The sequence below is a fragment of the Bacillus sp. S4 genome (genome assembly GCF_040838205.1).
GTDB lineage: Bacteria > Bacillota > Bacilli > Bacillales > Bacillaceae_G > Bacillus_A > Bacillus_A cereus_U.
The window spans coordinates 1-6,327 of sequence record NZ_JBFPJI010000198.1 but is presented as its reverse complement, the minus strand read 5'-3'; the positions used below and the strand labels follow the sequence as shown (position 1 = coordinate 6,327).

The window sequence follows — 6,327 nt, the reverse complement described above, 5'->3', positions numbered from 1 at the left end:
GCTTAATACTTTATATCTAAAATCTAATAATGAATAATAAAATAATATTTGTTGATCTTCTTCGATATGACTTATTTTCGATTCGATTTCTTCTTTTAATGTTTTTGATTGCACAAAATCTTGGTTTAACATAAATTGAAACCAAATATCTAACGAATTTTTAATTTGTTCTTTAGTTACTACAGGTGTGCTCATAGCTACCCCATCCTCCTCGTTTCTATCTATGATTATCATAATTCCACAAAATAACAATAAAATTCCTTCTTCGAGTGTGGTTGATAAATAACTTTCAGAATATTCATTCCAATGAAAATGATAATATGTTAAGGTACCTACATAAATAAAGATATACATAATAATTTAAAAAGAAAGGGGAAAATCATGGGAGTTTTTGGGTAGGGAATAATAATATTAAGATCAAATCAGTATCCTAAGTTAGATGGCCTAAAACTTAATGGAGACTATATTTTAGAGGTGCCAGCATCTAATAAAAACATTAAAAACATTAAAAATATAGAAAAGTATAAAGAAATAGCTGAAGAATACGGTGTAACATTAAGATTTAGGGAGGAATAATTATGAGCTTAAAATTAAAACCTGAAATAGAAACAGCACTAAAAAAAATTGACTTTGTTAATAGATACACAGAACTTTCTTCTTTTTCGAGAGAAAATTATGATGCCGAAGAAATCATTCCTAATCCCAATATTGAAGACATTCAACAAATACTTGAAAAGCTAGGTTATAAATCAGTTTATGATAAAAAAGAAAAGTTTTTAAAAGTTGGAGAACTAGGTGATAAAAAAGAAAATTTATTTTATTTTAATATTGGTATTAAAGTAAACGTTCTGGATTTTACTTGGGTAGTTTATCATAATGATGAACTAAGATTAGGTAGTCCATGGAGTCTATATTCAAGACTTTTAATTTCTCCAGATACTAGAATTAAGCCAGTACTATTTAGCGATTATGACAGCTTAGAAAAAATTTTAAAAATTGCTTTAGGTATGTATGAAGATTTTAAACAAGAATTAATTCCTATCTATTCATAATTTTATATTTAAGAAAGGCAATCTTATCTTAAATATAAAAAAAGAAAATCCGACTCACAAGAGCCGGATTTTCACTTCATAAATACATATGCCTCGCTAGCAGTTACATAGTATGTTTTACCTTTGTTGTTGTGTACTTTTGAAACCACCTATTATTTAATAATTACATGTTCCTCACGAATCCAACGATTTCCACCGATATCAATATGCCCATCTTGTCTATTAAATAATTGATACGGCTCACTTCCATCCACAAAACCAATGTCATTGCCGTTCGGTCCATCGTAAATTCGGATTTGATACCCTGGCCAATATTTAGTGTATGCATAGAACCATTGAATATCAAAATGTTTTAGGTAAGCCCACTGTTTTTCATTTCCAAGGCAGATCATATTTTTTTCTCCACCACCCCAGTATCCTTTCTGGATTAAGTAAGGGATTTTTTGTGTAATACGTCCAGCGTTTTCTAAAAGTGATAACAATTCATTACCCATGAAGAAAAAGATTGTCGCTTCACGGATAGCGCTGTTGCTTCCAAACACTGTATCTAATTGCGCTGCCACTCCAACCAAAAGAAAAAGCACCACCTTTTTGGCGATGCCTTTGAAACCTACTTTACTTTTTGACTCTCCGTTGTATCCTGCTGCAATCATTCCAGTTAAATAATCAATAACTGCCATCGTCACTAAGATTTTCAATGTTGCATCCCATCCTCCTAAGAAATATCCACAGAAGCCACCAAAGGTAGCTATAAACGTTTTTATGAATACGTCGATACGTTCCACTTGTTTACCTCCTTTTTTATACTAAATAATTGATTGAAAAATGAATAGTTTTGTCAGTAGTGATGTTGTATATTTTTACATTACCGCCAGTTTCTACGTTAAATTCACATATAGAATAAGGTGGACCAGCAATAATAACAACATCTGTTATTTGTTGAGCAGGTCGCAATCCAGCTGGAACATTGAATACAACTTGCCCTTCTTTTATATTCTTTAAAGAGCCTATAACGGAAACTTGGTCGCCACTTCGTTTCGCTCTAGTAACTTGTCTTCCTTCAACGTTTGAAGCGTTAGTGATTGACATCTGAGTCCAATATGTATCGGTAGATCGTTTAAATCCTTGTACAGTAAAATCCCACCCTACAAAATCCTCTCTTGTGACATGATTTGTCCACCCTGTCCACCCGTTATTTCCGTTTAGATAATTTGTATAAAATCCACCTACACTATCTTTAGCGATTACAAAGCCAATATTATTCTGATTAAAATAAGAAATTCCCCTCCAAGGTTTGCTCGATGGAATTGTATTTTGCACACCTGTAGCACAATAAATTGTATTCATCCCAGCACCTTTTGCAGCTATTTCGTCGAGAATGTTCTTTGTGATATCACTAACAGAAATAGTTTGCCCACCTGATTCTGTTGTGATCTTTGGTACTTGAACACCTTTCGCATTAATTAATGTTGTTAACTCTACAAATTTGTTGTTTGTATCTATAATTCTCTTATTTGTATCATCAATTTCTTTTCGATATCCTGCCACTTGTTCTATAGCTTTTTCAAAATCAGAAATATAGTTTTCTATTTTCATATTTCCTTCTTTTACATCTCGCTTAAGCACAATTCGGATATCAGGGGTACTCGTTCGTTCAGCGTTTTTTTCCATAACAAAATAAGCAGTCCAATCGGCCGAAGTTGAAACTGCTTGAGATGTAAAAGTATATGAAAACACACCATTTTTCGCATCAATTATTTGAGCATCATCACGAATGAATGCCCCTGTATGATTTTTCGCTTCATATTTGACTGCATATCCAGTTAAATCAACACTATTCCCCAGTTCTCTTACATTTACAGTAATTTTCAATCCATTTTTATCATTTTGACGGGAACGAATTGTCTTTGTAAACACAGGATCTGCTAAGTCTATAATAATTTCCTCATTTCGCATAATTACACCCCTTTCTGACAATTCCTTTTCGTATGTCTAGACGGTCTTCTATGACGTTTTACTCTGTTCCTATGTTTTATATTCCCTTTAGGTTTTATAGGCTCTAATTCTTTCAACCTAGCATCAGTTCTTGTCACATGTTCTTGAAAAGCTTTTGTTAATTGTGAAAGCATTCCTTATAAGCCTACACCTGTTTCTTCGGATTCGTTTGGAATGACAATACCATAATGACAAACAATTAACTGTTTTAGATGTATGGGAAAAGTTAAAGCCTCTTCGTAAAGCTGAGTTAGGCTCTATATCCTTCCCCCATTTAGTTATAAAAAAATTAAAAGTATTAAGCCCGTAATGATTCAAAGCTACTATGCTGAACTTAAGGAAAAAGGACTATCAAATGGTACAATCAGCAATATCCATCGCTGCCTAAGGTGCATTTTCAAACACGCTGTAGAATGGGAAATCATACATGATAATATAATGAATAAGGTTAAAAAACCACGTGAAGAGCAAGGTGAGATGAAAACATGGTCCAGTGAGGAATGTAATCGATTCCTTCATTATTTAAAAGAAAAAAATAAAAAGTACTATATGTTCTTTTTACTCGCAATCTATACTGGTATGAGACGTGGAGAGTTACTTGCACTAACATGGAAGGATATTGACTTTGATAATAAACGTATCCTAGTTAATAAATCACTTGTAAAAACTGAAGAAGGACTATTTAAAGCTGCTACTAAAACTAAATCTTCTAATAGAAGTATTAGTATCTCTTCCTTTGTTGTAATAGAGTTACAAGCATACTACCTTTATAAAAAGAAAGAGTTTTTCCGCTGGGGTATCTCCTTGAATGAGGAGGCCTATATTTTCGCTGGCAATACGATTCATTGTCCCTTACATATAGATGCTCCTCATCGTTTTTTGAAAGACCATTATAAAAAAGCTGGTGTTCCACGAATTCGTATTCACGACTTAAGGCACACACATGCAACACTTATGCTCCAAGCTGGTGAGCATCCTAAAATTGTACAGGATCGCTTAGGACACTCTTCTATTCAAATGACATTAGACAAGTATAGCCATATCACACAAAACATGCAGCAACAGGCCGCAGAAAATTTTGAGAATGTAATAAAATCTTATGAAAACATCAAATAAAAGCCGAAAAATTCTAATGTGAGCAAAATGTGAGCATCGAGTTAAATCACCACTTACAAACCTTGATATAATAAGGTTTCTCATGCTATATCGTTGAATCTTGGGAGAAGAATGAGCGGTTTTAAGGTTGTTTATTTTGTATAACACAAAAATATAAAAGTGCTATAAACGCCCATTAAATAAGCGGTTATAGCACTTTTTATTTATTGCGCTATATTTCGTTATAAAAATTCACTTCATACTTTCTCACGTATTTTCATAGCATTTGTGAGCAAAATATGAGCGAAAAATAGTCCTTTAATTAAACTGTATTCACCAAAGAAAAAATTGAATTTTATTTAAGTATTATGCTTGATCTGATTGTAGAACATGTAATGGAGGCGGAATAATCCAACCTTTTTTCTTATTCAGACGAAGTAATATAGCTCCAGCTTGTGCTTTTTTCATATGAAATTGACCAAACATCATTCCAACATCTTCTCGAAGAGATTGTCCCATAGCTTGACTACATGCTACTAACCCAGCAGCAAGATCCATAGAAACTTTTGCAGCAATTTCCGCATCATTAATACGAGCTCCAGGAGGAATCGTTTCAATAGATGCAACTGGTCTTTCTGGAGGTGCTGGTGGTAATGCAACACCATTCAATTTTAATATATTTTTTAATTCTTCAACTTCTGATTGGATATCATTCTCTACAAGGTTTTCTAAAAATTTCTTTAAATCCTCGTCTCCTGTGTGGTTAATAAGAACTTGATATCCAGCAATTGCGCCTTGTGCCGCTGCAAGATAACTCCAAATTCCAAAGACTTCTCCGTAGTGCATTGGTTCATTTTGTGGATTTCCACTTAAAATACCCATAAAAATATTCCTCCTTAAAGAAATTAGACTTTTAGCAACAATACTTACTATAGAAAAAATTTTCCTAACCATGTTCTGGATTAAAGAAAATAAGTTCTTATAACTCATAAGGAACACCTTACCCAAATATAGTAATTACCTCTCATAGAATGTACCGTTACCAAAAATTTATTCTTATAAAGAATAAATATATTTCAATTAACTTAATCCATTATTATAAGTACTTTTAATAGTAAAAATTAAAGACGTCTATCATAATTTCAATTCAAATGGTTTTATATATTTTCAACCGAATATTGTCTAAAGGAACTGGAGACATTACTAAATACGAAAGGAGGGAAAACCATGAAGAAAAAACTTTCATCTATTTTAGGTGCCCTATTACTAACTATTATGATTTTTGGTACAAGTGTCCATGCTGAATACGATGGGTATAATACGGATAGAGTTAACAATAATAATATTACAACTCGCGTTAATGACAATAACATGAATAGAGTTAATAATGATGTGAGAACTCGAAATGTAAATACGACAAATGATTTAAATGATAATCGTGATAAAAATAATAATTGGGCTTGGCTTGGTTTATTGGGACTAGTAGGATTATTTGGTCTTAGAAAAAAAGACAAAGATCCAGAAACACGTTAATGTAAAACATTGCATTTAATTTTAAAAGATATTTATTTATCAAAAGGATGCAAAACGAATAAATTATGAATCGCCTTTAATAAGGCGATTTTTTATTTTTTAGAATCAATAATGATGTCACTTTACTCATAAGTTGGCCGAAAATTTTAATAAGAAGCATTATTTTGCCACAATTAAAAAGAACCATAACCTTGCCAAAACGGCAAACTTATAGTTCAAATCACACAAAAGTTACTTATTGCTATTCTAGTCTACGTTGCCTCGCTTAAACGAAAACTAGTATTATCCGAATAAATAAGTAAAGTTGTAGTTTTAAGACGAAGTGCTACCTGAACCGCCAAGTAAACCACCAAGGGACTTTATCAACTTTTTCAATACTGGTGTAATATCTTCTTCGGAAGTTATTCTAATACACGGTAATTCAACTTGGAGTTTCGTTCCCAAAAGAACAACTGTAATTGGAACTGGAATTGAAACACAAAGAGCTTCGTTTCCATCACATTGACACTTATATTGTTGCTGTTGTTGCGGTTGTTGCTGCTGTTGCGGTTGTTGCTGCTGTTGCCATTGTTGTAGTTGTTGCCATTGTTGTGGTCTTACCCCACATCCATCAACTTAAGGATTTAGACTATTCTTGAAGTTAAAAGCACGT

At 32.7% G+C, this 6,327-nt stretch carries 6 protein-coding genes and 3 pseudogenes; 3 read left to right on the top strand and 6 right to left on the bottom strand.

Features of this window, described 5'->3' with window-relative positions:
• The coding region (locus AB3X48_RS16120) for a response regulator aspartate phosphatase (protein WP_367959733.1) at positions 1 to 195 on the bottom strand (195 nt) is incomplete at its 3' end.
• Between the two features lie 383 nt (positions 196 to 578).
• On the opposite strand from AB3X48_RS16120, the gene AB3X48_RS16115 reads away from it, so the two are divergent.
• The gene (locus AB3X48_RS16115) at positions 579 to 1,052 is read left to right on the top strand and encodes a hypothetical protein (RefSeq protein ID WP_016104702.1); all 474 of its coding nucleotides are present in this window, start codon (positions 579 to 581) and stop codon (positions 1,050 to 1,052) included.
• A gap of 152 nt (positions 1,053 to 1,204) precedes the next feature.
• Here the strand turns inward: AB3X48_RS16115 and AB3X48_RS16110 are convergent, their stop codons facing one another.
• From AB3X48_RS16110 to AB3X48_RS16100, 3 genes and pseudogenes are all read right to left on the bottom strand, one after another.
• Positions 1,205 to 1,744, bottom strand: a complete 540-nt coding sequence (locus tag AB3X48_RS16110) for a phage holin family protein (RefSeq protein ID WP_372343034.1) — start codon at positions 1,742 to 1,744, stop codon at positions 1,205 to 1,207.
• A 109-nt stretch (positions 1,745 to 1,853) separates the two neighbouring features.
• Positions 1,854 to 3,008: a BppU family phage baseplate upper protein gene (locus tag AB3X48_RS16105; RefSeq protein WP_016104700.1), complete on the bottom strand. Its 1,155-nt coding sequence runs from the start codon at positions 3,006 to 3,008 to the stop codon at positions 1,854 to 1,856.
• Between the two features lie 2 nt (positions 3,009 to 3,010).
• Positions 3,011 to 3,247 (bottom strand): annotated as a pseudogene (locus tag AB3X48_RS16100) (tail fiber domain-containing protein); the annotation flags it as partial.
• On the opposite strand from AB3X48_RS16100, the pseudogene AB3X48_RS16095 reads away from it, so the two are divergent.
• A pseudogene (locus AB3X48_RS16095) lies at positions 3,229 to 4,163 on the top strand (tyrosine-type recombinase/integrase); the annotation flags it as partial. The pseudogenes AB3X48_RS16100 and AB3X48_RS16095 overlap by 19 nt on opposite strands.
• Before the next feature lie 345 nt (positions 4,164 to 4,508).
• Here the strand turns inward: AB3X48_RS16095 and AB3X48_RS16090 are convergent.
• Complete coding sequence (locus AB3X48_RS16090; RefSeq protein ID WP_000512143.1) at positions 4,509 to 5,024, bottom strand: DUF3231 family protein; 516 nt, start codon at positions 5,022 to 5,024, stop codon at positions 4,509 to 4,511.
• A 345-nt stretch (positions 5,025 to 5,369) separates the two neighbouring features.
• On the opposite strand from AB3X48_RS16090, the gene AB3X48_RS16085 reads away from it, so the two are divergent.
• Positions 5,370 to 5,675 (top strand): WGxxGxxG family protein, encoded by a 306-nt coding sequence (locus AB3X48_RS16085; protein WP_016104697.1) that lies wholly within the window; start codon positions 5,370 to 5,372, stop codon positions 5,673 to 5,675.
• 312 nt (positions 5,676 to 5,987) lie between these two features.
• Here the strand turns inward: AB3X48_RS16085 and AB3X48_RS16080 are convergent.
• Positions 5,988 to 6,278: pseudogene (locus AB3X48_RS16080) on the bottom strand (hypothetical protein); the annotation flags it as partial.
• Between the last annotated feature and the right edge of the window lie 49 nt (positions 6,279 to 6,327).